Raw genomic sequence first — 25,988 nt, 5'->3', positions numbered from 1 at the left:
CGTCCGTCGCGCGCACCGCGAGTCGATAGCGTCGGGGCATGTCCCGCAACTCGCGTGTGTTCGCCTGCACCCCTGACGACGTCTTCGCCGTCCTCGCCGACGGGTGGCTCTTCCCCTCGTGGGTCGTCGGCGCGTCGCGGATGCGCGAGGTCGCCGAGACCTGGCCTCGGGTGGGTTCGCACCTGCACCACTCGTTCGGTGTGTGGCCGGTCCTCATCGACGACGAGACCGAGGTGCTGGCCTACGACCCGCCGCGTCACATCCTCCTCCGCGCGAAGGGGTGGCCGATGGGCGAGGCGCAGGTCGACATCCAGGTGAGGCCGCACCCGGACGGTGCTGTCGTGCGAATCCAGGAGGAGGCCGTCGCCGGACCCGGAAGCCTCATCCCGACGGCGCTCCTCGACGTCGCTCTGCAGCTGCGGAACGCCGAGACCCTGCACCGCCTCGCCTACCTCGCCGAGGGGCGTGCCGCGCGACCGACCGATGAGACCACCGCCGAGGACGAGGGCGTCGGCGAGTGAGCGACCTCGACGCGATCATCGTCGGGGCGGGCCCGAATGGGCTCGCCGCCGCAGTCACGCTGGCCCGTGCCGGCCTCGCCGTGCGCGTGTACGAGAAGGGCGGCACCATCGGCGGCGGCGCGCGGACGATGGAGATGACGCTCCCCGGGTACCGGCACGACGTCTGCTCGGCGGTGCACCCGCTCGCGTTCGAGAGTCGGTTCTTCCGCGAGTTCGGGCTGCGGCGGCGGGTGGACTTCGCCGTCCCGGATGCCTCGTTCGCGCAGCCGCTCGACGGCGGACGCGCGGCGATCGCCTACCGCGACCTCGACCGCACAGCCGCCACGCTGGGCCGCGACGGCGACGCGTACGCCCGCCTGATGCGTCCGCTCGTGGACCATGCGTCCGGTGTCGCGGACTTCACGGGCCACGCGCTCATCCGCGTGCCCGCCGATCCCGTCGCGGCCGTGTGGTTCGGCCTGCGGACCCTGGAACAGGGAAGCGGAGCATGGAACGCCCGGTTCCGGGAGGATGCCGCACCCGCCCTGCTCACGGGCGTAGCCGCGCACACGATCCTCGCCCTGCCGAGTCTCGCCGCCGCCGGCGCGGGTCTCGCGCTCTCGACCTACGGTCACGCGCGAGGCTGGCCGATCCCGATCGGCGGCAGCCAGAGCATCGTCGACGCGATGGCCGACGACCTGCGCGCGCACGGCGGTGAAATCGTCACCGACCACGAGGTCGGGTCGCTGCGGGAGCTCCCCGCCGCCCGGGCGGTGCTCCTCGACGTCGTCCCGCGCGACTTCCTGCGGATCGCGGGCGACGACGTGCCCAGCGGGTACCGGGGCGCTCTGGAGCGGTTCCGCTACGGCGGGGCGGTCGCGAAGATCGACTTCGCCCTGTCGGGACCGGTCCCGTGGGCGAATGAGGAGGTCCGCTCGGCGGGCACCGTGCACGTCGGCGGCACGCGCGCCGAGATGGCGGCATCCGAGAACCTCATCTCGCGCGGCGGTCTGCCGGACGCGCCCTACGTCCTGGTGGCGCAGCCGTCGGGGTTCGACCCGTCCCGTGCGCCGGCGGGCGCTCACGTGCTCTGGACGTACACGCACGTGCCGTCCGGCAGCACCGCCGACCGTGCCGAGGCCGTCATCCGGCAGATCGAGCGGTTCGCCCCGGGCTTCCGCGACCTGATCGTCGGGGTGAACTCCCGGAACGCCGTCGAGGTCGAGGCCGAGAACCCGAACTACCCCGGCGGCGACATCGCGGCGGGAGCGCCCGCGCTGTGGCAGCTGCTCAAGCGGCCGGTCGTGTCGCCCGATCCGTGGCGCACCCCCCTCGACGGGGTCTACCTGTGCTCGGCGTCGACGAGCCCCGGTCCCGGCGTGCACGGCCTCGCCGGCTGGCACGCGGCGCGGTCGGCGCTCCGCCACACGTTCGGCACGCGGATCTCGCCCGACCTGTCGCCGAGGTAGCGGGCGTCAGCTCTCGAGCAGGCGTCGCAGGTGGCGGCCGACGGGTTCGGTCTCGATGAGGAACCCGTCGTGACCGAAATCGCTCGCGAGGACGACCGTGTCGTCGTCGATGGTGGTCCGGATGCCGCGGCTGATCCGGTGCTGCCCTTCGACCGGGAACAGCCGGTCGCTGTCGACCCCGAGGACGAGGGTGCGCGCCGTCACGCGGGCGAGGGCGGCCTCGACGCCACCGCGGTCACGGCCGACGTCGTGCGAGTTCATCGCCTCGACGAGGGTGAGGTAGGAGTTGGCGTCGAACCGCCGCGTGAAGCGGTTGCCGTGGAAGTCGAGGTAGCTCTCGACGGCGTACCGTCCACCCTCGCCGAAGGGGCTCTTGTCGGACTGCCATGACCGCTGGAACCGCTGGTTGAGTTCGGTGGGCGTGCGGTAGTTCAACAGCGCCATGCGCCGCGCGAGCGACAGGCCACGGTGGGGTCCGTCGCCGTCGGGGGCGTCGTAGTAGGAGCCGCCGGCGAAGCGCGGGTCCATCTGGATCGCCGCGAGCTGCACGGAGTTCAGCGCGACCTGATCAGCGGTCGTCGTCGGCGGCGAGCACAGCACGCCCAGGCGCTCGACCCGTTGCGGGTGCGTCACGGCCCACTCGAGGGCGTGCATGCCGCCCATCGAGCCTCCGATCACTCCGGCCCAGACGTCGATGCCGAGAGCGTCCGCGAGCATGACCTGCGCGGCGACCTGGTCGCGGATCGTGAGGAACGGGAACCGGGACGCCCACTCGTAGCCGTCCGGGGCGATGCTCGCGGGGCCGGTCGAGCCCTGGCATCCGCCCAGCATGTTCGGTGCGACGACGAACCAGCGGTCGGTGTCGATCGGGGCGCCGGGGCCCACGATGTCGCCCCACCAGCCGTCCGTCGCGTGACCGGGGACGGCGTCGCCGCGGACGTGGCTGTCGCCGGTCAGGGCGTGCAGGATCAGCACCGCGTTGTCACGGGCGGGCGAGAGCTCGCCCCATGTCTCGTGGGCGAGGCGGATGCCGGGCAGGCTCGCCCCGCTCTCGGTGGCGAACGCGCCGAACTGCGCGAACCTCCGCTCGCCGACCGGGTCGCCGTCGCGCCAGGCGCCGGTCGCCGGCGGGCGCCCGAGCAGCAGCCGGGCGTCGGCCTCGGTCACCGGAGCCGAGGGCACCGTGTCCTCCGAGGTCTGCCAATCCATGCGTCCATTCTCCCGGCCGCGGTGGAGGCTCAGCGCAGTGTTACGGTGCCGGACGCACGACACCCCGCCGGGCCGGTGCCTGCGTGGGGCAGGTTCGCTGGTGCAGAGTGCGTAAGTCAACTTCTGGAAATTGCCTTTGAACAGGGCTTTCACGACCTGCTCCTGTGCTCGCGCGGCCTCACGCTGAAGCTATCCGGCGGCCGCACGGGCGCCGGGACGAGTGCGGGGGCCCGACATGCTGACCACGACTGAACCGGCAGCGACCGAACTGCCGAGCGATGACTCGACAATCCGCGCGGCGACCGCGCGGCTCCACGCCCGCCCGGGTGACTATGCGTCTGAAGCCCTGTGACACGCGTCCATCACGGAGGGCGCCCTCGGCGTAGTCGACCTGGCCGACCGGTATCCGTCGGCGGTCGCGGATGTTCTGAGCGACGCGGCGGCGTTCGAGTCGGTGGCGCCGATCGTCCGCCAATCCGAGGCGGTGGTCGCTCGCACGAACTGATCGGCCCAAAGGTAGCGGGCTGGCCCGGTCGCGGTAGTGCGGCCGGGGTTTCGCGTGCCTGGGGCCGTCCGCGGGGATGTGAGCCCGCGAATCACGCCGGGTCGACTGCTGCTCGTCTCGCGACCTCGGGCACCTCAGGCGACCGTCCGCGCCCTGAGCCGAGGTCGGCGGGTCGCCATAGGTTCGGGCCTATGGACCCCGGCCCCGGCGCGACCCTTGGACGCGTAGATGAAGCCCTGGAACTGACCTACCTCCGGGTTGGGAGTGCGCTCAGACAAGGCCGCCCGCAACTACCACGCCGGCCTCTGCCTCGCCGCGACCCTCCACTGGCTCACCAGCCGCGTTACCTAAGCATCGACGTCGACTGCTTCACCCTCGCTCGTCCGCTTTAGTCGTGCCAAGTGGTGTCGCCACCCCTCTTCGTGTTCCGCAGACAACGAGTCCAGAGTTCCAGCGCCGGAGAATCCTGCCTCGGTGAGCGTGACCAAGGTCGCCTGCCCGTGGGTTACCAACTCGATCACGACATCGAGAGGGTGATCCCAGCCCTGTTCGGTCCAACTGAATCCGAGAACATGCGGCTCGTCGCATCGCGTGACGCTCCCCGTCGCACTTACCTGACGGTCTTCCTCGACCCAGGTCTCGACGAGCGGCGAGCCGACGGAGGCCTCAAACCGCATCTCAGGCCACCATGCGCCTCGTTCAGCTGTCAGGAATCGCCAGACAACGTCGATGGACGCATCAATGTCCGCCACCACCGTCACCGAATCGCGAAGCACACGGCCAAGCTATCGCGCCGACCGAAGCCTTTAGCAACACGCCCTAGGTCGTGGACTGCTCGTTGAAGAGAGCGTCTAGGGCTTGGACCTGTTCGGGGTGCGGTATCGAGAGAGGGCGACCGGGCGCCGAGATCACCTTGCCCCTGGCAATGATCGCGCGAGACTGTTTGGCCCAGTCGTAGGCGGACCTGATGACGGCTTCGGTGGTCGTGATGCGGATCTCCGCGCTGCGGTTGTTTCGGATGGTGCGGATCGCGATCTCACCCAGTGGCTCGTCCGGAAGGTGTCGGATCTCAACGATTTGTCCCGACACGGACTCGGTCACTTCCTGGCGCGTGATCTTCATTTTCCGCTCGACCCGAGCAAGGACGGGCGCCGCTTCATCGGGGATCACGACTCGGTCCGGGATGCCGCCGGGTGCGCGGAGCCCGGGTGCCCACTGGAACCTGATGTCAAACGACTGGATACCAGAGTGGACCGCGATCGATCGGACGGACGCGACGAGCTCGCTACTTACTCCGGCTTGCACCAGGTGAACGACGTCGTCAGTCGTCGGTTCGCGCTCCGGCTGAACTGCGATGGCGTTGATCGCCGCGACTGCGGATGCCAGGGTACGGGTCACGCGGCGCTCGCCGGGCTCGATCTCCGTGCGGTCGCCAAGGATGTCCGCTTCCGTCAACTCAGGCGGTTCGACGGGCATCACCACCGGTAGCACGAACGACCCACGCCGGGTGTGAGAGAGGCGGACTAGCGCCGCCAACTCGTCGCCGGGGGCGCTGTAGTTGGCGCCGATGTGCGGGCGGGACTTGCGGGCCGTGGTTGCGGCGGCCCGCACCATGCGGCGAGCCGATGCGAGAACTGTCGAGGCGCTGTCGAGTAAGACGCTGTCGTCCGTCACGAAAGGGTCGCCAATCCGGTAGTTCTGGATGTCCTGAAACTCGCGCTCAATGGCGTCTGCGACTTCCTGCGGAGGCACGTTCTCGATCTTGCTAAGGCGTGCCGCGATGCCGCTCCACTCGGCCGTGCCATGTTCAAGCTTGAACGGAATAGCGAGAGCATGGGCGCCGTGGTCAGACGGCAGTCGCCACATCTCACCGATCGGGCCTGCCGGGTCCGCTTGCCATCCCTTTCGACGCAGAAAACTCGCGACGTCACGCCGTGCAGCGGTGTGATCACTCACGCTGCCTCCTCCTCGGCGGGTGCTGTGTACAGGCCGACGAGGTCGGTGTGCCACATCGGGATCGTTTCAAGCGTTACGCGCTGCGCGCGGGGCACCTTGATGGTCTTCGTCTCAGCGAACGTTCCGGGCGTGAGGCGAACCCAGTAGGCGGCCGTGCGGACCATCTGTGTTCCGTTCGCATCATGAGCCAACCACGAGTCACTGACACCCGGCACCACGACGATGACGAAGTAGACGGGGTTCTGGTTGCGGTCCCACTTCGCGATCCACTTGTCGGTCGCGCTGAACGACAGGTACTCGTCATCATCGTCGATGGTCATCGACGCCGTCGTCTTGACCTGAACGCGGACGGCCCCCTCTGGGAACTCCAGCGTGAGATCGACAGCGAGCGTGTCTTCGCCGGGGCCCGACTCGTTCAGGCCACAACCGGCTTGCCCCGCGATCGCTCGCATGTAGACGACGCCGAAGCGGCCTTTCCGGGCGTTCAGATTGAGTTGCTGAAAGGGAAGTAGTTCTTCCGGTTCAGGCGTCGGTGGCATGGCCCGACTCTAGCGGCAGAGGGACGAAGCCGCCGCCAGACGCGTCTCGGTGTCGCTGTCGGTCTTCGGGCATCGGGCGCTGAATACCCCGCCCGCCCGATGGCAGAGCGGACGAGGTGCCTCCACTGTCCCGGTCGCGGGGGTTCGGCCGGGCAGCGTTATGCAGGCCGGACCGGGGCGGGTGCATGGCGGGGGCGGTGCCGGATGGACGACCCGCGGTGCAAGTGGTGACGGGTGAGGAGGGTGTGGCACGGGGACCTCGGCCGGTCGTGCGTCCGACGCGGGTCGATGGCGGTGCCGGACGCACGACACCCCGCCGCGGCAGTGCTGGGCGGGGTGTCGGTCTCCTGAGGAGGGGAGGTCAGGCGCGGGCGGCCTCGGAGTGACGGCGCGCGACGGCGAGGGCCTGCTCGAGGTCGGCCTTCAGGTCCTCGATGTTCTCGAGGCCCACCGACAGCCGGACGAGGCCCGGGGTGACACCCGAGGTGAGCTGCTGCTCCGGGGTCAGCTGCGAGTGGGTGGTGGATGCCGGGTGGATCACGAGCGAGCGCACGTCGCCGATGTTCGCCAGGTGGCTGAACAGGGTCAGGGCGTTGACGAACTCGCGGCCGGCGGAGACGCCGCCCTTCAGCTCGAACGACAGGACTGCGCCCACGCCCTTCGGGGCGTAGCGGTTCGCCGCGGCGTACCAGGGCGAGGTGGGCAGGCCCGAGTAGTTCACCGAGGCGACGTCGGAATGGTTCTCGAGCCACTCGGCGATCTCCTGCGCGTTCTGCACGTGGCGCTCGATGCGCAGCGACAGCGTCTCGACGCCCTGGATGAGGTTCCACGCGCTCTGCGGCGAGATGGCGGAGCCGAGATCGCGCAGCAGCTGGACACGGGCCTTGATGATGTACGCGAGGCCGTCACCGACGGCATCCGTGTACACCGCCCCGTGGTACGACTCGTCCGGCGTCGTCAGGCCGGGGAATCGGTCCGAGTGCTGGGACCAGGGGAACGAGCCGCCGTCGATGATGACGCCGCCGATCGTCGTGCCGTGACCGCCGAGGAACTTCGTGACCGAGTGCACGACGATGTCGGCACCGTGCTCGAAGGGGCGGATGAGGTACGGCGTCGCGATCGTGTTGTCGACGATGAGCGGCACGCCGGCGGCGTGGGCGACGTCGGCGACGGTGCGGACGTCGAGCACGTTGATCTGCGGGTTGCCGATCGTCTCGGCGAAGAACAGCTTCGTGTTCGGGCGGACGGCGCGGCGCCACTCCTCGGCGTCGTCCTGGTTTTCGACGAACGTCGTCTCGATGCCGAGCTTGGCGAGCGTGTACTTGAAGAGGTTGTACGTGCCGCCGTAGATCGAGCTCGACGAGACGATGTGGTCGCCGGCCTGCGCGATGTTGAGGACCGCGAAGGTCGAGGCGGCCTGGCCGCTCGCGAGGACGAGGGCGCCGGTGCCGCCCTCGAGGCCCGCGAGGCGCTGCTCGAGGACATCCTGCGTCGGGTTCTGGATGCGCGTGTAGATGTTGCCGAACTCGGCCAGGGCGAACAGGTTCGCGGCGTGGTCGGCGTTGTCGAAGACGTACGACGTCGTCTGGTAGATCGGCGTGGCGCGGGCCTTGGTCACCGGGTCCGGAGCGGCGCCGGTGTGGATCTGCTTGGTCTCGAAGCGCCAGTTCTCGGGTGCGGACATGACATGGCTCCCTGCGTGTGTGGTCGGGTGGTGGTCTGCGACGGATGCCGCGGGCCCGACACCGACGTTACGAGTCGCGCCCGACGGGGACAACGGAACGGGACACGCGGCGTAACGTGAAGCGGTCCGCGGGCGCCCGCGGAGTCACTAGCGTTGAGCGCATGGCGAATCGACGTGCAGTGGTGACCGGTGCGAGCTCGGGGATCGGCGAGGCGGCCGTCCGCGCGCTGAGGGCGGCGGGGTGGGACGTCGTGGGCGTCGCGCGTCGAGCGGCCCGACTGGAGGCCCTCGATGCCGAGATCGGATCGCAGTCCTATGCGGCCGACCTGACGAGCGAGGCGGATGTCGCGGCGCTCGCCGCGCACCTGGAGGACACCGGCCCGGTCCACGCGCTCGTCCACATCGCCGGCGGCGCGCGAGGCACGCAGCGCGTCGAGAACGGCGACCCCGACGACTGGCGCTGGATGTTCGAGGTCAATGTGCTCTCGGCTCAGCTCGTGACCGCTGCCCTCCTCCCGCTTCTGCGCCGCGCGGCGGAGGTCGACGGCCACGCCGACACCGTCTACGTCACCTCGACCGCCGCGCAGACCGCTTATCCGGGAGGCGCCGGGTACAACGCGGCGAAGGCGGGCGAGGCGATGCTCGTGCACGCCCTGCGGCTCGAGCTGAACGGCGAGCCGATCCGCGTCGTCGAGGTCGCTCCCGGCATGGTGCAGACCGAGGAGTTCTCGCTCAATCGTCTCGGCGGCGACCGGTCCGCGGCCGAGAAGGTCTACGACGGCGTCGACCAGCCGCTGACCGCCGGCGACGTGGCGGACGTCATCGCCTACGCGCTGAACGCGCCGGGGCACGTGAACCTCGACCTCGTCACGATGCGACCGGTCGCGCAGTCCGCGCAGCACCTGCTCGCGCGCGGTCCGCTCCGGCCCCGCACGATCGAGGGCTGAGCGCGCTCAGGCCTCCGGCGGGGCGTCGGCGAAGGCGACCTTCGGGACGAGGAGCAGCAGGAGCGCGGCGAGGAATCCGCCCGCGGCGCAGATGGCCCACACCGTGAGGTAGCCGCCCAGCGAGCTCGCCGTCTGCCCGGCGACGGCGCCCGCGCCGGCCGCGAGGACGACGCCGAAGACGGCGGAGGAGAACGCGCCGCCGATCGTCTTCGTGGTGTTCGTCATGCCCGACGCTTCGCCCGTCTTGCCGAACGGCGCCGCCGCCGCGGCGGCAGCGGGCATCGCGCCCACGAGGGCGCCGCATCCGATGCCCGCGATCGACAGGTTCAGGAGCACCTGCCAGACCTCGAGATGGAACGGCAGGAACAGTGCGTAGCCGACTCCGACGAGGACGGCTGCGGCGATGAGCGCGAGACGCGGACTGACCCGCCGCGACGTCACCGCGAACAGGACCGCGCCCACGATCAGGGACACGAGGTAGAGGCCGATCACGTACGAGCGCTCGGTGGCGTCGAGCCCGAGGCCGTAGCCGAGCGACGAATCGGTGCCGGCGTAGGTCGACAGCGGCCCCTGCGCACCGAGCAGGCTGATGCCGATGAGGAACGCCGTCGCCTGCACGGGCCACATGTCGGGGCGCGCGAGCACCCGCATGTCGACGACGGGATGCCGGTGGCGCAGCTCGTGGCGGACGAACCAGACGAGCACGCCGACGCCGAGCACGAACAGCGCCGCGACCCCCGCCCACGTGCCCGCGCCGAGGCCGAGCTCGCCGATGAGCCGCATCCAGGCGAGGGCGCCGGTCACCAGCAGCAGTCCCCAGGCGAGGAGGATCACTCCCACGGTGTCGAGGCGGCGCTCGCCGCTGGGGGTCGATTCGGGCACCCACAGCCAGATGACGATCACGACGAGCGAGACGGCGATGGCGGGGACCATGAGGGTGAGCCCGAGGTCGCCCGTCGCCGCGTAGATGCGTCCCGCGGCGAGGGCGCCGATGATCGCCCCCGCTTCGAGCCCGACGACGAGCAGCCCCGCAGCACGCCGGGTGAGCGAGACGCCGCGGTTCTGCTCCCGCCCGCGCTCGAAGATGAGGGCGACCTCGAGCGGCAGCCACACGACGTAGAACCCCTGCAGCGACCAGAACAGCAGGAAGGTCCAGAACGAGTCGGCGAAGACGAGGCCCCACGAGGCGAGGGCGGTGAGGACCGCGGCGACGAGCAGCATCCGTTTGTGCCCGAACATGTCGCCGAGCTTGGCGAGGATCGGGACGACGAGGGCGCTCAGCAGAAGCTGCCCGGCCTCGAACCAGTTCACGTCGGCGTCGCGGATGCCGAGCTGGACGACGATGTCGCTGAACAGGGGGACGTAGAACCCCTGCAGGATGCCGCTGACGAGCTCGACGACGATGAACCACCCGATGAGTCCCGCCGTGATGCCCAGCGTGGATGCACGCAGGGCGGACGAACGCAGCAACGGCGCGGAGGAGGGCGGGATCCCGGTCACGAGCGCGAGCCTAGCGCTGGAGCAGCCCGCCGTCCCGCAGGTCGTAGTCTGGGAATCCATGGACGAGGGGATGCCGGTGGCCGCCGAACGCGAGACGCTGACCTGGGATGATTTCGGCGGAGCGACCCGCGACCTGGCGCGCGGCATCGTCGCGGACGGGTTCGCTCCCGACATCGTCGTCGCGATCGCCCGCGGGGGTCTCCTGCCGGCCGGGGCCATCGCGTACGGACTCGGCGTCAAGAGCTGCGGAGCGCTGAACGTCGAGTTCTACACCGGGATCGGGACGGTCCTCGACGCGCCCGAGATCCTCCCGCCCGACCTCGACCTCAGCGCCCTGCCGGGCAAGCGCGTGCTCCTCGTGGACGACGTTGCCGACAGCGGCCGCACCCTCGCCCTCGCCGTTCAGCTCTTGAGCGACGCCGGCGCGGATGTCCGCTCGGTCTGCATCTACACGAAGCCCGGTTCCATCGCGATGCCCGACTACTCGTGGCGCGAGACCGACCGCTGGATCGATTTCCCGTGGTCGTTCCGCGGGACGGTCGTCCAGGAGGATGCGGGCCTCCCCGCCGGGGCATGAGCGGCCGCTCTCTCGATGCCCTCGCGGCCGACGGGCACATCCACCCCGAGTGGGCGGACGCCCTCGCTCCCGTCGCCGAGGACATCGCCGCGCTCGGCGACCGGCTCCGCGCGGACGAGCGCGGGTACCTGCCCGCGGGCGACCACGTCCTGCGTGCGTTCAGCCGGCCGCTCTCGGCCGCCCGCGTACTGATCGTCGGCCAGGATCCCTACCCGACGCCGGGACACCCGATCGGGCTCTCGTTCGCCGTCGATCGCCACGTGCGACCGCTGCCGCGGAGCCTCGGGAACATCTACGCCGAGTTGTCGACCGATCTCGGCATCCCTCCGGCGGCGCACGGCGACCTCTCGGCGTGGACCGACCAGGGCGTCATGCTGCTCAACCGCGTCCTGACCGTCGCACCCGGTGAGGCCGGCTCGCACCGCGGCTGGGGCTGGGAGCGTGTCACCGCCCACGCCATCTCGACGCTCGTCGCCCGGTCCGAGCCGCTCGTCGCGGTGCTCTGGGGGAAGGATGCCGCGACCCTCGTCCCGATGCTCGGCGAGACCCCGCGCGTCGAGTCGGCGCATCCGTCCCCGCTGTCGGCGCGGCGCGGCTTCTTCGGCTCGCGCCCGTTCTCGCGGGTGAACGCCCTGCTCGAGGCGCAGGGGGCTGCTCCCGTCGACTGGCGACTGCCCGACTGAGCCGTATGCTGGCGGCATGCTGGAGGACGAGTACGAGCGCGATCGCCGCCGCCTTCCCCGTCATCTCCGCCGTCGCCCCGAGCCCGAGCGCGAGTTCTCGTTCGAGTTGCGGCCCGCTGTCCGCACCGACATGGCCGACGTGCGCGAGATCTACAACCACTACGTGGCGAACTCGGTCGTGACCTTCGACGAGAAGCGGTGGACGCACAAGCAGTGGGTCGAGAAGTTCGACTACCTCGCGAAGCTCGGACTGCCCTTCCTCGTCGCGGTGTCGCCGAGCGGGCAGATCCTGGGGTACGGCCTCGTCTCACCGTGGACCGGCAAGAGCGGGTTCCGCTACACCGTCGAGAACTCCATCTACCTCGGACAGGCCGCGACGGGCAAAGGCCTCGGTCGGGCGCTGCTGGAGGGGCTCATCGCCGCGTGCGAGGAGAAGGGCATCCGCGAGATGGTCGCCGTCGTCAGCGACAAGGGCGCCGAGGCCTCACTGGCCCTGCACGAACGGCTCGGGTTCGTCGAGGTGGGACGCATGGGCAAGGTCGGGTTCAAGTTCGGGCGCTCGCTCGGCACGATCTACCTGCAGAAGCACCTGACCCCGAAGAAGAAGGACTCGCTCCTCACGCGTCTGCGTTCCCGCTGAGGTCCGCCGGCCGGACGGCCGCGCCGTCCGCCTGCACGCGGTCGATGAGCGCGCGCCACGGACCGCTGGCATCGCCCACGACCGCTCGGCGATCGTGGGCACCGTGGATGGCCGCGACCTCCCACGAGAACCGGTCGGCGCCGGGAGCGGATGCCGCAGGCTCCTCCCACGGGCACGCGTCGAGGAGCGGCATCCACGCGTCGGCGTCGGTCCCCGCGAGCTCGACGCGCCACGCGCGACGGAGCCCGGCGAATCCACCGGTGCGGACGACGGTGATCGTCAGCGGATCAACGGGATGCGGCATCCTCCACGACTCCGACGCTCGCCCACGCGGTGCGGACGGCGACGGCCTCCTCAGAGTCCTCACCGTACTCCGACACCGCTGTCTCGGCGGTGGCGGCCGCGAACTGCGCGAAGGTCGCCGCCGTCGAGAGGGTGCCCGAAACGAGGGTGAGGTACCAGATGGGCCCGGCGCGTTCCCAGGCGTAGCCGCCGAGAGCCGTCGCGACGAGGTGGAACGCCTTGTTCGGGATGCCGGAGTTGATGTGCACGCCGCCGTTGTCGCCCGAGGTTTCGACGAAATCGCGCATGTGCGAGGGCTGCGGATCCTTGCCGAGGACGTCGTCGTCGTACGCCGTCCCGGGGGCGGCGAGGGAGCGGAGCGCCGATCCCGTGACCGCGTCGGTGAAGATCTCGGCGCCGATGAGCCAGGTCGCGGCATCCGCCGTCTGGCCCTTGTGGTGCTGGTCGGCGAGCGCACCGAAGACATCGGCGATCGACTCGTTGAGGGCGCCCGACTGTCCCGAATAATCGAGACCGTTGGCCGACTCGATCACGCCGTGGCCCAACTCGTGCGCGATGACGCTGAGCGATCGCGTGAAGCCGGCGAACACCTCGCCGTCGCCGTCGCCGAACACCATGCGCTCGCCGTCCCAGAACGCGTTGTCGTAGGCGCGACCGTAATGGACCGTAGCGGCGAGGGAGCCGCTCCGCCCGTCGAGGCCGACCCGTTCGAAGGCCTCCCACAGGAAGGTGAAGGTCGCGCCCAGCCCGTCGTACGCTTCGTCGACCGCCGCGTCGCCGGTCGGAGCGGCGCCCTCGGCGCGCGCGGGTGTGCCGGGCAACTCCTCGCGGTTCTCCGCGTCGGAGATCAGACGATCGGAGTCGGGTGCGGCGGAGACGACGAGCGCGTCGCCGTCGACCGACAGGTCGAGGTGGGCGCGCATCGGCGCGTAGGCGCGCCGGACGGCGAGGGTGGCACGGGCCGCGGCGACGGCGTGCGGGAATCGTTCGGCCGGAGCGGCCGCGAGGCGGGCGAGCAGGTACGGCGGGACGATGGCGTGCATGCCGCCACGCTAGTCCCCTCCGCCGACACGGTGACGGGCGGTCTCACCGATCGCGTGGGTCGATGATCGGGATCGAGGCGAGGAGGCGCCGCGTGTAGGCGACCTGCGGCTCGAGGAGCACCTTCTCCGTCGGGCCCTCCTCGACGACGCGTCCCTCCGTCATGACGACCACGTCGTCGCACAGGTTCTGCACGACGCCGATGTCGTGCGAGACCATCACGAGGGTGAGGCCGTCACGCCGGCGGAGTTCGCGGATGAGGTCGAGGATCTGCGCCCGGACGGTCACGTCGAGGGCCGACAGAGGTTCGTCCCCGACGAGGACGTCGGGGCGATGGACGAGCGCCCGCGCCAGGGCGATCCGCTGCCGCTGTCCGCCGGAGAACTCGTGCGGGAATCGCTCGGCGGCGTCGGCGGGCAAGCCGACGTCGTCCAGGACCTCGCGGACGCGGGCCCGGTGATCGCCCGGGATGTCGAGGGCCGAGAGCGGCTCGGCCACGATCCGCCCGATGCTCATCCGAGGATCGAGGGACCCGTAGGGGTCTTGGAAGACGATGCCGGTGCGCCGCCGCAACCAGTGGAGCGAGCGCGCCGACGCCGATCCGTCCACGGGGCGTCCATCGAACTCGACGGAGCCCGCGCTCGGTACGTCGAGACCGAGGAGCAGTCGCACGAGCGTCGACTTGCCCGAGCCCGACTCGCCGATGATCCCGAGGGCGCTTCCCGCCCGGACGTCGACGTCGACGTCGACGAGCGCGGTGGTCCACCGGGCCGGCTCGAACGGCCGGGACCGCGGCATCCGGTATCGGCGCGTCAGACCACGTGCCCGCATCAGGTCGCTCACGCGCGGCCTCCCGGTCGCCAGAGGGTGGCGGTCGCGTCGCGGAGCAGTGCCTGGGTGACGGGGGAGGCGGGGGAGCGCAGCAGCATCCGAAGCGGCCCCGACTCGGCGACGCGACCCGATTCGAGCACGACGGCGTCGGTCGCGATCTGCGACAGCACCGCGAGGTCGTGCGTGATGAACACGAGCGACATGCCGTCCTCGTCGACGAGGTGGTGGAGGAGCTCGAGGATCTCCGCCTGGATCGTGACATCGAGCGCGGTGGTCGGCTCGTCCGCGATCAGCAGCCGGGGACGGCACGCGAGGGCCATCGCGATCGCGACGCGCTGACGCTGCCCGCCCGAGAGCTGGTGCGGATAGCGACGGACGATGGCCTCGGGGTCGGGCAGCTTCACCCGACGCGCCTCCTCGACCGCCCGTGCCCACGCCTCGGCGCGGGAGACGCCGCGCTGATGGATGCGGATGGACTCGGCGATCTGCCGCCCGACCGTGCGGATGGGGTTCAGCGCCGTCTGCGGCTCCTGGAAGACCATGCCGATCTCGTCACCGCGCAGGCGCGCGAGGTCGCGATCCGGCATCCCGATCAGTTCCCGGCCCTCCCAGCGGATGCTGCCGCCGACCCGCGCGCCGTCGGGCAGGAGTCCGAGGACGGCGAGGGCGGTCAGCGACTTGCCCGATCCGGACTCGCCGATCAGCCCGACGCGCGCGCCGTCGGCGACCTCGAGGTCGACTCCGTCGACGACGCGGCGGCCGGCGACGTCGATCGTCAGACCGGTGATCGAGAGCGTCATGCCGTCACCGCCGCGGGAGGCTCGGTGCCGCGCGGAGCGGATCCGCGGGACAGGGTCGGATCCGTGGCGTCGCGCAGGGCGTCGCCGAGGAGGTTGAAGCCGAGGACGGTGAGCGTGATCGCGAGCCCCGGCCACAGCACCGACAGCGGGTGGACGCTGATGAAGCGCTGCAGATCGGCGAGGAGCAGCCCCCACGACGGCTGGGTCACGGGGGCGCCGAAACCGAGGTACGACAGGCCCGCTTCGGCCAGCACGGCGACGGCCATGCCCCACGACAGTTGCACGATGAAGACGGGCGCGACGTTCGGGAGGAGGTGACGCCAGAGGCTCTGCGACGGCGAGAGTCCCGCGGCGCGTCCCGCGAGGACGAAGTCGCTCCGGAGGATGCGGCGCAGCTCGGGGCGCGTGACGCGGGCGATGTTGACGCCGAACCCGATCCCGACCGACACGATGACGACCAGGAGCGAGCCGCCCCAGACGGCCGAGATCATCATCGCGATGAGGAGCACCGGGAAGGCGATGAGGATGTCGACGATCACCGTGACCCCCTCGCGGACCGGCCGCGGAGTGAGCGCACCGAGCGCGGCGAGCACGAGGCCGATGGCGGTCGCGATGACCCCGGCACCCACAGCGACGAGCACCGTCGTGCGCGAGCCTGCCATCAAGAGACTCAGGATGTCGCGTCCCGACCCGTCGGTCCCGAGCAGGTGCGCGGCCCCGGGGGCCGCCCAGCGGTTCGCGATGTCGACGCGTTGCGGGTCGAGCGGCGTCCAGAACAGGGAGACGAGCGCCGTCGCCGCGATGACGACGACCACGATCACCCCGAAGCGGCCGGTCCCCGACGCCCAGACGCGCCTCGCCCACTGCAGTCGCCGCATCACTCGGCCTCTCGCTGGCGCGGATCGAGGATGCGGTGCACGAGATCGACGACGAACCCGATGATCAGGACGAGACCCGTCAGGACGAGGAGTTCCCCCTGCACCTTGACGAGATCGCGGTTGCCGGTGTCCTCGACCAGCATGCGCCCGATCCCGGGCAGACTGAACAGCTGCTCGATGACGACCGCCCCGACCATGATCCCGGCCACCTGGACGCCCAGCACCGTGATGACCGACAGGCCGACACTCGGGAGCCCGTGGCGCAGGAGCGCCTGCGTGCGCGTGAGCCCTTTCGCCGCGGCGGTCCGCACGAAGTCCTGACCCATGGCCTGCAGGGTCGCCGAGCGGACGAACCGCAGCAGCACGGCTCCCTCGACGACGCCGATCGTGACGGCGGGGAGGACGAGCGCCCGGAACGCCGCCGCCGGGTCGGACCAGCCGGCCCGGGGGAAACCCTGGGCCGGCAGCCATCCCAGGGTCACGGCGAAGACGACGACGAGCATCATGCCCGCCCAGACGACGGGTACGGCGGCGAAGGCCTGCGCGCCGACCGAGACGGCGACGCCGTCCGGCCGATGCCGGCGCACCGCCGCGAGCACGCCGAAGGGGAGCGCGACCAGCAGGGCGACGACGAAAGCGAGGATGCCGAGGGGCACCGTCACCTCCGCTTTCTGCAGCAGCTCCGAGACGACCGGGGTGCCGGTGAGCTGCGACGACCCGAGGTCGCCGCGGAGGACGCCGCCGATCCAGTCGCCGTACTGGACGGGGATCGGGCGGTCGAGCCCCAGCCGCTCGCGGATGCCGGCGAGCTGCTCGGGGGTGGAGTTCACCCCGGCGATCAGCTGCGCGATGTCACCCGGCAGGATCCGGAGGGTGGTGAAGATGAGCGCGCTGGCGACGAACAGGCCCAGCACCAGCAGGGCCAGTCGCGTCAGCGCGTACCGGATCACCCCTTGCTCTTGGCCAGCTCGGCGACGTTGAGGCGCTCGTTCACGTTGACCGTCGGCATCCCGCTGACGTTCGACGCGACCGCGAGGACGGACTGACCGTTGTAGAGCCAGTCCGCCGCGTCATCCTCGGACACGATGCGCGCGGCCTGCTTCAGCAGGTCGGCGGCTGCGGCGTCGTCCGTCGCGGCGACGGCCTCGGCGTAGAGCTTCTGGACCTCGGGATCGTTGTACGTGAAGTAGTAGTCCGGGTTCGCCCAGTTCTCGAAGTCGCGCGCCTCGGTGTGGAGGACGAAGCTCAGCTCGTAGTCCTTGTTCCCGTAGACGTCGTTCAGCCACGTCGGGAACTCGACCGGGTTCACCTTCAGAGTGATACCCACATCCCGCAGGTTCGAGACGAGGATCTGCGGGATCGTCGTGCCGTACGCGGAGGGAATCGTCAGGGTCAGGGAGAGGTTCTCCGCGCCCGCCTCGGCGAGCAGCTTCCGTGCCGCCTCGGGATCGAACGGAGCGACCTCGGACAGGTCCTCGTAGCCCGGGTCGAGCGACGGAATCGGGCCGTACATCGTCTTGCCGGCGCCGAGCGCCTCGACGATCGATTTCTTGTCGATCGCCTGTCGGATGGCCTTGCGCACGCGTACGTCCGCCAGCGGACCCGAGGTCTGGTTGAACGCGAGCGTGCCCTTGTCGGTCGAGTCGCCGATCTCGAGGGTGAAGTCGCCGTTCGCCTCGACCTGGTCCTTCAGGTTCGCATCGAACCCGGTCAGCACGTCGAACTCACCCGCGAGGGCGCCGCTGAGCGCTGCCTGGTTGTCGCTGACGTACGAGAACACGACTTCGGCGGCGGACGACGGCGTGCCCCAGTAGTCGGCGAACCGCTCGAAGACGATGCTGTCGCCCTCGCGCCAGTCGGCGAGGCGGAAGGGACCGGTGCCGTTGGCCGCGGTCTTGCGGTCGATGGTGTCGCCCTCTTTGAGGATCAGGCCGGCGCGGCCGGTCAGGCTCCACAGCAGCGTCGAGTCGGGCGCCTTCAGGGTCAGCGTGATCTTCTGGCCCTCGGCGGCGATGGTCGCGACATTGGCGAGGCGTGCCGAGTCACGGTAGGTCGGGGTGTCGCGCTCCTGCGTGAGCGACCAGACGACGTCCTGCGGCGTGAGGGGCTGCCCGTCGTGGAACGTGACGCCCTCGCGCAGCGTGAACGTGTAGGTGAGCTTGTCGCCGGAGACCTCGTAGTCGCTGGCGAGCGCCGGCACGATCTTCTGGTCGGGCGTGCGGGCGATGAGCCCCTGGTACACGTTGTCGATCAGGATCTGGTCGAGGGCCGATCCCCCCGTCTCGCGGATGTCGAGGTTGCCGGGCTCGAGCACGAGACGCACGTTGACGGTCGCGTCAGGGTCGGGGGTTCCCTCGGATCGGGACGGAGCGGGCTGCGAACCGGTGCAGCCCGACAGGAGCAGGGCTCCGGCGGCGAGGAGCGCCGTGGCGGCCAAAGCGGTGCGGCGAAGCATGTGAGTGGGGGGTCCTTTCGGCGTCGATGGGCGTCGTCACTGACGCCGGCCCATCGCGGTGCTCGGTGCGCGTTACAGCCTAGAGTCCCGCGCGTGCAGTTCGGTCACCGGTCGTCATGCGCCGTGCGGATGCACGCAGCGAGTTCGGCGGGCCGTTCCTCCTGGACGTTGTGGGCCGAATCGAGCTCGATGCGGCGGGTTCGCGGCATCCGTCGGAGGAACTCCTCGCGATCGGCGTCGGTGAGGAAGCCGCGTGTGCCGGTGACGAGGGTGACCGGTGCGGTGACGGCCGCGAGGTCGTCCCACCCTGCGGCGGAGAGGATGCCGGCGTTCGCCCGCTGCGCCTCGTCCACCGCGGCGGCCCCCGCAGGGTCGGCGGCGAGCCGGTTCGCGAGGTGGGCGAAGTGGTGCTTCCACTCGACGCGGCCGTCGGGGCGGACCCGCGAGTTCAGTGAGACGCCGCGTGCGGCGGCGTCGCGCGAACCGCCGAGTCCGAAGCTCAGCGCGCGTTCGACGAGTTCGTCCCGGCTCGCCCAATCGACGGGGCCGGCGAAGAACGCGCGGATGGATGACGCCGCGCCGTCCGGGTCGATCCCGGGGGAGATGTCGACGAGGACGAGGGAGCGGACGAGGTCCGGATGCCGCGCCGCGAGCGCCGCCGCCGTGAGGCCGCCGAGCGAGTGTCCGACGAGCACCTGCGGCACCCCACCGGTCCATTCGCGGATCGCGGGTTCGATGTCAGCGGCCAGGGTCCGGCCCGTGTAGCGGGCGTCATCGCGCCACGAGGAGTCGCCGTGGCCGGGAAGGTCGAGGACGAGCGCGTCCAGGCCCAGATGCAGGACGGTCGTGTCCCACGTGTGCGCGTTCAGCCCCGCACCGTGGAGGAACGTCACCGGGGGAGCGGAGCCCGAGTCGCCGAAGCGCAGAGCGCTGATCACGCGCCCGTCGCCGAGCCGATGCGTCAGCCGGCGCACCGGTGGCACCGGGATGCCGAGGGCATCGGCCTGCGCGGGGAGGTAGGAGAACTCGTCGAAGGCGGCGTCGCTCACGCAGACCATTCTCTCCGACGCTGACCACGACGGGCGCGGATAGGGTGACGGCATGAGCGATCAGCACCGCGTGCACCTGGCCCGTGCGGCCCGCCCGGCCTACGACGCCCTCGAGGCGTTCGCGACGACGGTGGGTGACCTCGCCGCCGAGGCGGGCATCGACGCCCGACTGCGCGAGATGGCCCTCATCCACGCCTCGCAGCTCAACGGCTGCGCGTACTGCGTCCGGGTCCACTCCGATCGGGCGGCGAAGGCCGGCGTGAGCTTCGACCACCTCGCTCAGATCCCGGTGTGGCGGGAATCGAGCGTGTTCACGGAGCGTGAGCGGGCGGCGCTCGAACTGACCGAGTCCTTCGTCTTCATCCACGAGGAGGGCGTCTCGGACGAGGTCTACGACCGTGTCGGCGGCATCCTGTCCGAGGAGGAGTACGTTGCCCTCAGCTGGCTCCTCGTGTCGATCAACGCGTTCAACCGCATCGCGATCGCCGGACGCTACCCCGTGCCCGAACGGCGCAGCGCGCCGCCGACGACGTGAACCTCCACGACGTCCCCGGCGCCTTCAACTTCCGGGACGTCGGCGGGCTCCCCGCCGGGGCGGGGCGGACCCGGTCCGGAGTCCTGTTCCGCTCGGGGAACCTCGGTCACCTCACGGCGGCGGGGCGGGAGCGGGTCGCGGCCCTCGGCATCCGTCGCGTCGTCGACCTGCGGGACGACGACGAACGTCGCAGCGAACCGTCGCGCCTCGACGGTCTCGGCATCGACACCGTGCATCTGCCCATGTACGCCGGATCGGTCGCGTCGTTCTTCGACGACGACCTCTCGCTCGCCGATGTGTACCGAGCACTCATCGACGGCTCGGCGGCGCGCCTGGTCGAGGCGGCGCGCGCCGTGCTCGACGTGCAGCCCGTGCTCGTCCACTGCACGGTCGGCAAGGACCGCACCGGGCTGTCGGTCGCGCTCGTCCTCGCCGCCGCGGGCGTGGACGAGGACGCCGTGATCGCCGACTACGCGCGCACCGAACAGCTCCTGCCGCTCGGGAGGAACGAGAGCGTCCTGCGCTTCCTCCGCCACAGGTACCCGGACGCCCGGCACCTGGAGGACCTTGTCACCCGGTCGCCCGCGGCCGAGCTGCGCGCCGTGTTCGAGGACCTGCGACTGCGCTACGGCGGACCGGTCGACTACCTGCAGGCGCACGGGCTCACCGAGGCGGAGATCGGCGGACTGCGTCGTGCGCTGGTGGAGTGACGCTCCCGGTCAGCGCGGGATGTACCGGCCGTCGGCCAGCCCCGCGTCGATCTCGAACCTGTTCCGCAGCGGGTTGCGCCCCGCCAGCGCGTAGAGGAGCGGCATCAGCATGCCGTAGCGGCGCCACTGCTCGCGGTGGACGCCCTCATGCGCGAGCAGCCGATCGTCGATCGGGCCGTCGCCGGTGAGGAAGCACCCCCCGACGCAGACACCGCCGCGGCCGAACGTGACCCCCGGCATCCCCCGGAACACCCACAGTCCCGCGCGCCGCTCGACGCGGCCCGTCGACCAGAGCGTCCCCCACACGAACCCGAACGCCGTCCCGGCGAGGTAGCCGAGCCGGCTGATCGGGGAGTCGAGGAGGATGCCGGGGATCCACCGATCGAATCGCCGGCCGCGCTCGACGGCGCGCGCGGCGTGCGCCTCCCATCCTGCCGGGGGGACGGGGCTCACGCGACCGCTCCCACGAGACGGAGGATCGTGCCGAGGTCCTCGACTGCGGCGTCGCGGGTCGCCGGCGCGAAACCGGAGATCGATGCGCCGACCAGCGGCATCCGCTCGCGCAGCCGTGCGAGGGAGGCGGTCACGTGAGCCGGGTCGGCACCGAACGGGACGGGCTCGAGGAGGCCCACGATGGCGGCCGGGTCGAGGACGTCGAGGTCGATGTGCACGTACACGGCGTCCGCTCCGGTGGCCGCGACGGCGTCGGCGAGGGCCTCCGTGTCGGCGAGGGCGTCCGCGGTCATCCGCGTGATGGGCGAGTCGGCCAGGGCGTCCGCCTCGGCATCGTCGAAGGCGCGAGCACCCACGAGAACCGTGCGCGCGGGGGTGGCAGGCGGTGTCGGGGCGAAGGGACCCGCCTCGATCGCGGCGCGGAGGGCCATGCCCGCGAGGGCTCCCGAGGGCGACGAGTCGGGCGTGTGGAGGTCGCCGTGGGCATCGAACCAGACCACCGCGAGGGACGGATGCCGCGCGGCCGCCGCGGCGATCGCCGGAACAGCGACGGCGCAGTCGCCGCCGATGACGACGGCGGGCTCGTCCGTGCTCTGCAGGAGTTCGCCGATTGCGTCGCGGACGCGGCTGAGGGTGCTGAAGCGACGGATGCCGGTTCCCACCGCCTCACCCGCTTCGGCGGGGACCTCGACGCGGGTCACGGCCGAGCGCGGTAGATCCTCGGCGATCGCCTCGGCGCCGTCGATCAAGCGCATCGCGCGGGACGACGGCGAACCCTGCCACTGCGGGACGACGAGGAATCGGGTCATGCGTACCTCCGGGGGGAGCACGGCGGCGCCGGACCCGTGGGCCCGGCGCCGCGTCTCGCGTGCGGTGCTTACTGCTCGATCGCGCCGGCGTTGCCGCCGGTCTTCAGCGCGGCCAGGCGCGCCTCGACCTCGGTGAGCTCGCCGAGGTCCTCGAGCTGGTTGAACTGCGCGTCGATCGTCGAGGCGGCGATCTCGGCCTTGCCGGCGGCGAGGGCCTCCTGGCGGCGGACCTTGTCTTCGAAGCGGCCGAGCTCGCTGGTCGGGTCGAGCACGTCGATCGACTTGACGGCGTCGTGCACCTTGTTCTGGGCCTCGGCCGTCTTGGCGCGGGCGAGCAGCTCGGAGCGCTTCGAGCGAAGCTGGTCGAGCTTCTGCTTCATGCCGTTGAGGCCGTCCTTGAGCTTGTCGACGACCTCGGTCTGCGACGCGATGGACGGGGCGATCGCCCGGGCCTCGTTCTCTTCGCTGATCTGGCGCTGCAGGGCGATCTTGGCGAGGTTGTCGAACTTGTCGGCATCCGTCGTGTTCCCGGCGGAGCGCAGCTCGTCGGCCTTGCGGCTGGCGGCGATGGCCTTGTTGCCCCACTCGGCGGCGGCCTTCACATCTTCGTCGTGGTCGCGCTCGAGCAGGCGCAGGTTGCCGATGGTCTCGGCGATGGCGGTCTCGGCGTCGGCGATGTTGTTCGTGTAGTCGCGCACGAGCTGGTCGAGCATCTTCTGCGGGTCCTCGGCGGAGTCGAGGAGGGCGTTGATGTTCGCCTTCATGAGGGTGGAGATGCGGCCGAAGATGGACTGCTTTGCCATCGGGTTTCCTTTCGATACGAGAGGTCGTGCTGTCGAGGTCTGTGAGGTGCGGCGCCGGAAGATCAGAATCGACCTCCGCCTCGTCGCGAACGGGATCCGCCGCTGCTGCGTCCGATCGAGCCGCCGCCGAACCCGCCGCCGCCGAATCCGCCACTGCGCCGCGACGACGAACCGCCGAAGCCGCCGCCGAATCCACCGGAGGAGCGTCCCGATCCGCCGCCGCCCAGAAGGGAGCCGAGGATGATGCCGCCCAGCATGCCGCCGAAGTCGCCCCCGCCGCCAGTGTTTCCGCCGCCGGCGAACGATCCGACGTCGCCCTGTGCGCGCTGCATCGCCTCGCCGGCCAGCGCGGCGGCACGGTGCGCGAGATCGAGGGCGCGCTCGGGATCGCTCTGCTGCAGCTGCGTGGCCTGGACGAGGGCCGCACCGGCTTCGGCGAGACGGGTCCGCGCGGTGGCGCCGACGGCGCCTCGGCGGGCGCTGATGAAGTCCTCGGCGGCGGAGACCTGGGCCTTCGCCTGCAGGAGGGTCTGCGACAGGACGCTGCGGGCACGGTCGGCGCGCTGCTGCGCGTCGCGCACCTCGCCGAGCGCGCCGTCGATCGCGGCGTTCGCCTGTTCGAGGAGGGCGACGGCGGACAGCGGGTCGCGCGCGCGACCGGTCAGCCTCTCGCGGGCGGCGTCGAGGTTCTGGCGCGTCGACGCGATGACCGGTGCGAGGCGCGAGTCCGGGTCGGGGGTCGCGGCTGCCGCGGCGAGGTCGGCGTCGAGTTCGGTGACGAGGGCGGCCCCGCCCCGTTCGGCGTCGGCGAGGTCGGCGGCCAGCTTCTCGATCGCCTCCTGCAGGCGCGACGCCTGATCGACGGCCTGCTCCGCGGCACGGATGCCGACGGCCGCCCCCGCGCCGTCGCCTGCCGCGACCTCGCTCTGGGCCTCGGTCAGACGGGCATCGGCGAAACTCAGTCGATCGCGGGCCTGCGCGGCGTTGTCCGCCACGGCGGCGAGGGCGTCCGCTCGGTAGTTCTCGCGCAGCTGCGCGAGACGGGCGTCGACACCCTCGAGTCGCGTGCCCGCATCGGCCCGCAGCTGCTGAACGCGCGCGAGGGCCTCGGGTGCGTTCTTCGCGAGATCGCGCAGCGCGTCGAACGCGTCGGCCTTCTCGGCGAGGGCCGCCGAGGCGCTCCGGCAGAGGTCGAGGATCTCGCCGTACCAGGCGCGGCGCTGCTCGGGGGAGTCGGGGACGTCGTCGTCCATCTGCTGCTGCAGCGCGAAGGCGCGGTCCAGAGAGGTGCGCGCCGCCGCGATCGCCTGCTCGAACTCGGCGGTCGCGGCATCCCCGAACTCCGCTTTCGCGAAGCCGAGTTCCTGTGCACTCGTGGTCATTGCGTCGTCCGTCTGGACGAGGGCGGCACCGGCCTGCCGTTCGAGTTCCTCGAGCGGGACCGGTCGCGAGCCGGACGATCCACCCGCGGCGGCGCGGCGTCTGCGCACGAGCGCCCACACGAGAAGCGCACCGAGGATCGCGGCGACGATCACCACGACCCAGATGACGCCTCCGCCCCCGCCGGAGCGGGTATCGGCGAGTCCGTCCGCTGCGGCGATGCCCGCACCGGCCCAGTCCTCCTGCTGCAGAGCGGGGAGCACGCGGTCCTGCTCGATCGCCGTGATCCGGTCGTCGGAGACGGGGCCGGATGAGTCTGAGGAGAGGTAGTAGGCGCGACCCTCGGTGGCGACCGCGAGGAGGTACTGGTCCGGACCGAGGTTGTTGAGCTCGGCGGTGTCGGAGGCCCATTTCTCGGCGCTGGTCGGGCTGGTGAACCTGTCGACATAGACGACCCAGAGGTCGAGGCCCGTGTCAGCCGTGAGTCGTTCCAGGTGAGCGTCGAGGTTCGCCTCCTGCGCGTCGGTCAGGACGTCGGCCTGATCCCGCACGCGACCGTCGCCGAGGGTGACGGGCTCGGTCGCCGACGCCGGCACCGCGAATCCCAGGGAGCCGACCAGGACCGCGAGCGAGACCGCGACGACGGACGTCAGTCGGGATCGCATCGGTGGGTCCTCCGGGAGTCGCTCGGTGAGTCACTCGGCGGTCGTAACCGCTTGTCGCGAGTCTATGCCGCGGCTCGTATGTCTCGATACCGGGTTGCCGTCGGAGCGCCTGTGCGTTCCCTTTGCGTTGCTCATCTAGGCTTCCCGAGGTTTCGGGAGGTATCCGGGCGTTTGGAGGAACCTGTGGACGATCGGTACGGCGGCGACGTGCTCGCTGCGGGATGGCGCGACAAGGGACGGCCGACGGTGACGACGGTGCCCGCCGAGAGGGGCCTCGTCGTCGAGGTCGCCCTCGACGACTTCGTCGGCGCGGTGACGGGCGTGACCGCGGGACACGTCGAGCTCGAGGACCGGCACGGCCGCGTGCGGCTGTTCCCGATCGGCGGCGGCTTCCTCGTCGACGGCAAGCCGGTCCAGCTCGTCCCCCCGCGCGCCGCCGCTCCCGCCGGCCGCACGCGCACAGCATCCGGCTCGTTCGCCGACCCGCAGGCCCGCGCCCGCGTCGCACGGGCGTCGCGGATCCTCGTCGAGGGACGTCACGACGCGGAACTCGTCGAGAAGGTCTGGGGCGCCGACCTCCGCATCGAGGGCGTCGTCGTCGAGTACCTGCAGGGCGTCGACCTGCTCGAGGACCTGCTCCGCGCCGAGCCGCCGAGTGCAGAGCGTCGCTACGGGGTCCTCGTCGACCATCTCGTCCCCGGCTCGAAGGAGACGCGGATCGCCGAGCAGATCCTCCGTGGGCCGCACGGCCCGCACCTGAAGATCGTCGGCCACCCCTACATCGACGTGTGGCAGTGCGTCACGCCGCGCGCCCTCGGCATCGCCGCCTGGCCCGAGGTCCCGCGGGGGATCGAGTGGAAGAAGGGCGTCAGCCGCGCCCTCGGCTGGCCGGCCGAGGACCAGACCGACATCGCCGAGAACTGGCAGCGCATCCTCGGCTCGGTCACGACTTTCCGCGACCTCGACCCCGCCCTTCTCGGTCGCGTCGAGGAACTCATCGATTTCGTGACCTCATGAGCGGGCGACGTCGAGGCAGGCCCGCGGGGACCCCGGACACCGCGGGATAC

General features: G+C 71.1%; 27 protein-coding genes. 9 read left to right on the top strand and 18 right to left on the bottom strand.

Annotation, left to right across the window (positions count from 1 at the left end; genetic code table 11):
- Nucleotides 1-38 precede the first annotated feature (38 nt).
- Both AC4NN1_RS05465 and AC4NN1_RS05460 read left to right on the top strand, forming a co-directional pair.
- Complete coding sequence (locus AC4NN1_RS05465; protein ID WP_018188687.1) at nucleotides 39-521, top strand: SRPBCC family protein; 483 nt, start codon at nucleotides 39-41, stop codon at nucleotides 519-521.
- Entirely contained in the window at nucleotides 518-1,969 is a 1,452-nt protein-coding gene (locus AC4NN1_RS05460; protein WP_491954748.1) for a phytoene desaturase family protein, read from the top strand. The genes AC4NN1_RS05465 and AC4NN1_RS05460 overlap by 4 nt, the downstream gene beginning before the upstream one ends.
- A gap of 6 nt (nucleotides 1,970-1,975) precedes the next feature.
- Here AC4NN1_RS05460 and metX read toward each other — a convergent pair whose 3' ends face one another.
- The 5 genes from metX to AC4NN1_RS05435 all read right to left on the bottom strand — a co-directional run bounded on the left by metX (nucleotide 1,976) and on the right by AC4NN1_RS05435 (nucleotide 7,862).
- Nucleotides 1,976-3,178, bottom strand: a complete 1,203-nt coding sequence (metX, locus tag AC4NN1_RS05455) for a homoserine O-acetyltransferase MetX (RefSeq protein ID WP_491954747.1) — start codon at nucleotides 3,176-3,178, stop codon at nucleotides 1,976-1,978.
- Between the two features lie 852 nt (nucleotides 3,179-4,030).
- Complete coding sequence (locus AC4NN1_RS05450) at nucleotides 4,031-4,459, bottom strand: SRPBCC family protein (RefSeq protein ID WP_491954746.1); 429 nt, start codon at nucleotides 4,457-4,459, stop codon at nucleotides 4,031-4,033.
- A 43-nt stretch (nucleotides 4,460-4,502) separates the two neighbouring features.
- Nucleotides 4,503-5,639: a hypothetical protein gene (locus AC4NN1_RS05445; protein WP_491954745.1), complete on the bottom strand. Its 1,137-nt coding sequence runs from the start codon at nucleotides 5,637-5,639 to the stop codon at nucleotides 4,503-4,505.
- Complete coding sequence (locus AC4NN1_RS05440) at nucleotides 5,636-6,178, bottom strand: DUF4365 domain-containing protein (protein ID WP_491954744.1); 543 nt, start codon at nucleotides 6,176-6,178, stop codon at nucleotides 5,636-5,638. The genes AC4NN1_RS05445 and AC4NN1_RS05440 overlap by 4 nt, the downstream gene beginning before the upstream one ends.
- Nucleotides 6,179-6,539: 361 nt before the next feature.
- Nucleotides 6,540-7,862, bottom strand: coding sequence for a bifunctional o-acetylhomoserine/o-acetylserine sulfhydrylase (locus AC4NN1_RS05435; protein ID WP_018188681.1), 1,323 nt, complete (start codon nucleotides 7,860-7,862; stop codon nucleotides 6,540-6,542).
- Nucleotides 7,863-8,023: 161 nt separating this feature from the next.
- On the opposite strand from AC4NN1_RS05435, the gene AC4NN1_RS05430 reads away from it, so the two are divergent.
- Nucleotides 8,024-8,809 (top strand): SDR family oxidoreductase, encoded by a 786-nt coding sequence (locus AC4NN1_RS05430; RefSeq protein WP_181900434.1) that lies wholly within the window; start codon nucleotides 8,024-8,026, stop codon nucleotides 8,807-8,809.
- Nucleotides 8,810-8,815: 6 nt separating this feature from the next.
- On the opposite strand, the gene AC4NN1_RS05425 is transcribed toward AC4NN1_RS05430, so the two are convergent.
- A complete protein-coding gene (locus AC4NN1_RS05425) occupies nucleotides 8,816-10,261 on the bottom strand; it encodes an MFS transporter (RefSeq protein ID WP_491954873.1) in 1,446 nt (481 codons plus the stop codon).
- Between the two features lie 106 nt (nucleotides 10,262-10,367).
- Between AC4NN1_RS05425 and AC4NN1_RS05420 the strand changes: the two genes are divergently transcribed.
- From AC4NN1_RS05420 to AC4NN1_RS05410, 3 genes are read left to right on the top strand one after another with little or no spacing between them, the layout of a single operon-like run.
- Nucleotides 10,368-10,886, top strand: a complete 519-nt coding sequence (locus AC4NN1_RS05420) for a phosphoribosyltransferase (RefSeq protein WP_040570643.1) — start codon at nucleotides 10,368-10,370, stop codon at nucleotides 10,884-10,886.
- Nucleotides 10,883-11,569 carry a uracil-DNA glycosylase gene (locus AC4NN1_RS05415; RefSeq protein WP_491954743.1) on the top strand — a complete coding sequence of 229 codons (687 nt, stop codon included), beginning with the start codon at nucleotides 10,883-10,885 and terminating at the stop codon, nucleotides 11,567-11,569. Before AC4NN1_RS05420 ends, AC4NN1_RS05415 begins: the two co-directional genes overlap by 4 nt.
- Before the next feature lie 16 nt (nucleotides 11,570-11,585).
- Nucleotides 11,586-12,209, top strand: a complete 624-nt coding sequence (locus AC4NN1_RS05410) for a GNAT family N-acetyltransferase (protein ID WP_116228643.1) — start codon at nucleotides 11,586-11,588, stop codon at nucleotides 12,207-12,209.
- On the opposite strand, the gene AC4NN1_RS05405 is transcribed toward AC4NN1_RS05410, so the two are convergent.
- The 8 genes from AC4NN1_RS05405 to AC4NN1_RS05370 form a co-directional block, all read right to left on the bottom strand.
- Entirely contained in the window at nucleotides 12,187-12,513 is a 327-nt protein-coding gene (locus AC4NN1_RS05405; RefSeq protein WP_116228644.1) for a protealysin inhibitor emfourin, read from the bottom strand. The genes AC4NN1_RS05410 and AC4NN1_RS05405 overlap by 23 nt on opposite strands.
- Nucleotides 12,497-13,555 carry a M4 family metallopeptidase gene (locus tag AC4NN1_RS05400; RefSeq protein WP_491954742.1) on the bottom strand — a complete coding sequence of 353 codons (1,059 nt, stop codon included), beginning with the start codon at nucleotides 13,553-13,555 and terminating at the stop codon, nucleotides 12,497-12,499. The genes AC4NN1_RS05405 and AC4NN1_RS05400 overlap by 17 nt, the downstream gene beginning before the upstream one ends.
- 43 nt (nucleotides 13,556-13,598) lie before the next feature.
- Nucleotides 13,599-14,351 (bottom strand): ABC transporter ATP-binding protein, encoded by a 753-nt coding sequence (locus tag AC4NN1_RS05395; protein ID WP_491954872.1) that lies wholly within the window; start codon nucleotides 14,349-14,351, stop codon nucleotides 13,599-13,601.
- 41 nt (nucleotides 14,352-14,392) lie between these two features.
- On the bottom strand, nucleotides 14,393-15,184 hold the full coding sequence (locus AC4NN1_RS05390; protein ID WP_491954741.1) for an ABC transporter ATP-binding protein: 792 nt from the start codon (nucleotides 15,182-15,184) through the stop codon (nucleotides 14,393-14,395).
- Complete coding sequence (locus AC4NN1_RS05385) at nucleotides 15,181-16,062, bottom strand: ABC transporter permease (protein ID WP_491954740.1); 882 nt, start codon at nucleotides 16,060-16,062, stop codon at nucleotides 15,181-15,183. Before AC4NN1_RS05385 ends, AC4NN1_RS05390 begins: the two co-directional genes overlap by 4 nt.
- Nucleotides 16,062-17,012, bottom strand: a complete 951-nt coding sequence (locus tag AC4NN1_RS05380) for an ABC transporter permease (protein WP_491954739.1) — start codon at nucleotides 17,010-17,012, stop codon at nucleotides 16,062-16,064. The genes AC4NN1_RS05385 and AC4NN1_RS05380 overlap by 1 nt, the downstream gene beginning before the upstream one ends.
- Nucleotides 17,009-18,517 (bottom strand): ABC transporter substrate-binding protein, encoded by a 1,509-nt coding sequence (locus AC4NN1_RS05375; protein WP_491954738.1) that lies wholly within the window; start codon nucleotides 18,515-18,517, stop codon nucleotides 17,009-17,011. The genes AC4NN1_RS05380 and AC4NN1_RS05375 overlap by 4 nt, the downstream gene beginning before the upstream one ends.
- Before the next feature lie 104 nt (nucleotides 18,518-18,621).
- Nucleotides 18,622-19,575 (bottom strand): alpha/beta fold hydrolase, encoded by a 954-nt coding sequence (locus AC4NN1_RS05370; RefSeq protein ID WP_491954737.1) that lies wholly within the window; start codon nucleotides 19,573-19,575, stop codon nucleotides 18,622-18,624.
- A gap of 43 nt (nucleotides 19,576-19,618) precedes the next feature.
- Here AC4NN1_RS05370 and AC4NN1_RS05365 point away from each other — a divergent pair, with 43 nt between their 5' ends.
- The gene (locus tag AC4NN1_RS05365; RefSeq protein WP_116228651.1) at nucleotides 19,619-20,101 is read left to right on the top strand and encodes a carboxymuconolactone decarboxylase family protein; all 483 of its coding nucleotides are present in this window, start codon (nucleotides 19,619-19,621) and stop codon (nucleotides 20,099-20,101) included.
- Nucleotides 20,098-20,811: a tyrosine-protein phosphatase gene (locus tag AC4NN1_RS05360; protein ID WP_336124335.1), complete on the top strand. Its 714-nt coding sequence runs from the start codon at nucleotides 20,098-20,100 to the stop codon at nucleotides 20,809-20,811. Before AC4NN1_RS05365 ends, AC4NN1_RS05360 begins: the two co-directional genes overlap by 4 nt.
- A 9-nt stretch (nucleotides 20,812-20,820) precedes the next feature.
- Here AC4NN1_RS05360 and AC4NN1_RS05355 read toward each other — a convergent pair whose 3' ends face one another.
- The 4 genes from AC4NN1_RS05355 to AC4NN1_RS05340 form a co-directional block, all read right to left on the bottom strand.
- Nucleotides 20,821-21,264 (bottom strand): hypothetical protein, encoded by a 444-nt coding sequence (locus AC4NN1_RS05355; RefSeq protein ID WP_018188665.1) that lies wholly within the window; start codon nucleotides 21,262-21,264, stop codon nucleotides 20,821-20,823.
- Nucleotides 21,261-22,073 carry an arginase family protein gene (locus AC4NN1_RS05350; RefSeq protein ID WP_491954736.1) on the bottom strand — a complete coding sequence of 271 codons (813 nt, stop codon included), beginning with the start codon at nucleotides 22,071-22,073 and terminating at the stop codon, nucleotides 21,261-21,263. The genes AC4NN1_RS05355 and AC4NN1_RS05350 overlap by 4 nt, the downstream gene beginning before the upstream one ends.
- Before the next feature lie 68 nt (nucleotides 22,074-22,141).
- Nucleotides 22,142-22,876, bottom strand: a complete 735-nt coding sequence (locus tag AC4NN1_RS05345) for a PspA/IM30 family protein (RefSeq protein WP_018188663.1) — start codon at nucleotides 22,874-22,876, stop codon at nucleotides 22,142-22,144.
- A 62-nt stretch (nucleotides 22,877-22,938) separates the two neighbouring features.
- A complete protein-coding gene (locus AC4NN1_RS05340) occupies nucleotides 22,939-24,921 on the bottom strand; it encodes a TPM domain-containing protein (protein WP_491954735.1) in 1,983 nt (660 codons plus the stop codon).
- Between the two features lie 183 nt (nucleotides 24,922-25,104).
- Between AC4NN1_RS05340 and AC4NN1_RS05335 the strand changes: the two genes are divergently transcribed.
- Nucleotides 25,105-25,938, top strand: coding sequence for a DUF3097 family protein (locus AC4NN1_RS05335; RefSeq protein WP_363458088.1), 834 nt, complete (start codon nucleotides 25,105-25,107; stop codon nucleotides 25,936-25,938).
- Nucleotides 25,939-25,988 lie beyond the last annotated feature (50 nt).

Source organism: Microbacterium sp. MDV22-iso44, assembly GCF_058629135.1.
Note: the sequence above shows the minus strand (reverse complement) of the source record. Positions and strands in the feature narration are given on the sequence as shown.

Bases quoted from the DNA above. Each gene is read 5' to 3' on its own strand.
- AC4NN1_RS05400 (WP_491954742.1), bottom strand. From the start codon at position 13,555: ATGCACGCCATCGTCCCGCCGTACCTGCTCGCCCGCCTCGCGGCCGCT.
- metX (WP_491954747.1), bottom strand. From the start codon at position 3,178: ATGGATTGGCAGACCTCGGAGGACACGGTGCCCTCGGCTCCGGTGACC.
- AC4NN1_RS05350 (WP_491954736.1), bottom strand. From the start codon at position 22,073: ATGACCCGATTCCTCGTCGTCCCGCAGTGGCAGGGTTCGCCGTCGTCC.
- AC4NN1_RS05420 (WP_040570643.1), top strand. From the start codon at position 10,368: ATGGACGAGGGGATGCCGGTGGCCGCCGAACGCGAGACGCTGACCTGG.
- AC4NN1_RS05345 (WP_018188663.1), bottom strand. From the start codon at position 22,876: ATGGCAAAGCAGTCCATCTTCGGCCGCATCTCCACCCTCATGAAGGCG.
- AC4NN1_RS05435 (WP_018188681.1), bottom strand. From the start codon at position 7,862: ATGTCCGCACCCGAGAACTGGCGCTTCGAGACCAAGCAGATCCACACC.
- AC4NN1_RS05375 (WP_491954738.1), bottom strand. From the start codon at position 18,517: ATGCTTCGCCGCACCGCTTTGGCCGCCACGGCGCTCCTCGCCGCCGGA.
- AC4NN1_RS05370 (WP_491954737.1), bottom strand. From the start codon at position 19,575: ATGGTCTGCGTGAGCGACGCCGCCTTCGACGAGTTCTCCTACCTCCCC.
- AC4NN1_RS05440 (WP_491954744.1), bottom strand. From the start codon at position 6,178: ATGCCACCGACGCCTGAACCGGAAGAACTACTTCCCTTTCAGCAACTC.
- AC4NN1_RS05340 (WP_491954735.1), bottom strand. From the start codon at position 24,921: ATGCGATCCCGACTGACGTCCGTCGTCGCGGTCTCGCTCGCGGTCCTG.
- AC4NN1_RS05405 (WP_116228644.1), bottom strand. From the start codon at position 12,513: ATGCCGCATCCCGTTGATCCGCTGACGATCACCGTCGTCCGCACCGGT.
- AC4NN1_RS05430 (WP_181900434.1), top strand. From the start codon at position 8,024: ATGGCGAATCGACGTGCAGTGGTGACCGGTGCGAGCTCGGGGATCGGC.
- AC4NN1_RS05365 (WP_116228651.1), top strand. From the start codon at position 19,619: ATGAGCGATCAGCACCGCGTGCACCTGGCCCGTGCGGCCCGCCCGGCC.
- AC4NN1_RS05385 (WP_491954740.1), bottom strand. From the start codon at position 16,062: ATGCGGCGACTGCAGTGGGCGAGGCGCGTCTGGGCGTCGGGGACCGGC.
- AC4NN1_RS05415 (WP_491954743.1), top strand. From the start codon at position 10,883: ATGAGCGGCCGCTCTCTCGATGCCCTCGCGGCCGACGGGCACATCCAC.
- AC4NN1_RS05410 (WP_116228643.1), top strand. From the start codon at position 11,586: ATGCTGGAGGACGAGTACGAGCGCGATCGCCGCCGCCTTCCCCGTCAT.
- AC4NN1_RS05465 (WP_018188687.1), top strand. From the start codon at position 39: ATGTCCCGCAACTCGCGTGTGTTCGCCTGCACCCCTGACGACGTCTTC.
- AC4NN1_RS05390 (WP_491954741.1), bottom strand. From the start codon at position 15,184: ATGACGCTCTCGATCACCGGTCTGACGATCGACGTCGCCGGCCGCCGC.
- AC4NN1_RS05395 (WP_491954872.1), bottom strand. From the start codon at position 14,351: ATGCCGCGGTCCCGGCCGTTCGAGCCGGCCCGGTGGACCACCGCGCTC.